The 636-nt window shown below is 56.1% G+C and carries 1 protein-coding gene; it reads right to left on the bottom strand.

What is annotated here, in order from left to right; all coding sequences use genetic code 11:
* Nucleotides 1-24 precede the first annotated feature (24 nt).
* On the bottom strand, nucleotides 25-636 hold a 612-nt coding region (locus tag ACTHUM_RS17330; protein WP_440403604.1), incomplete at its 5' end, for an HAD-IA family hydrolase.

Raw genomic sequence — 636 nt, forward strand, 5'->3', positions numbered from 1 at the left:
TTCATATAGATGTTGTATAGCCTTTTATATGGTTTCCAATACATCGGGCAATTCGGCCAAGCTATTGAGCATGGCAACATGGGGCATGGAGGAAAGCTGTTTGGCAGTATGTGCGCCGGTGGTGACGGCGATGGCGCGGATTTTGGCGTTGGCGGCCATTTCTAGGTCGTGGGTGGTGTCACCGACGACGACGGCCTCTTCCGGTTCAATACCCAGTCGGTCACAGAGGGCAAGTACCATATCGGGCGCGGGTTTGGACGGATATTCGCTGGCGCAGGCGGTTTCCAGCCAAAAGTCTTGAGTGTCGGTTTGTGCGATGGCTTTGTCCAAGCCGCTTCGGCCTTTGCCGGTGGCGATGGCAAGCCAATAGCCTTGTTGTTTCAAGCGTTGCAGGCAGGGCAGGGCTTCGGGGAACAGAGTCATGTTGTGGTTGTTGGGATTGAGGTAGTGCGCGGCATAGGTCTCAATCAGGGTTTCCTGAATGTGTTCGCTGACGTTGTGGGCAAGGCGGCGAATGATGCCGGAGAGGCTGTATCCGATGAGCGGGCGGATTTGGTCGGCTTCGGGAACGGGCAGGCCGCAATCGGCAAAGCTTTGCTGAAAGGTGTGAATGATGGGGTTGGTGGTGTCGGCAAG

The sequence above is a fragment of the Neisseria sp. P0021.S006 genome, assembly GCF_051956895.1.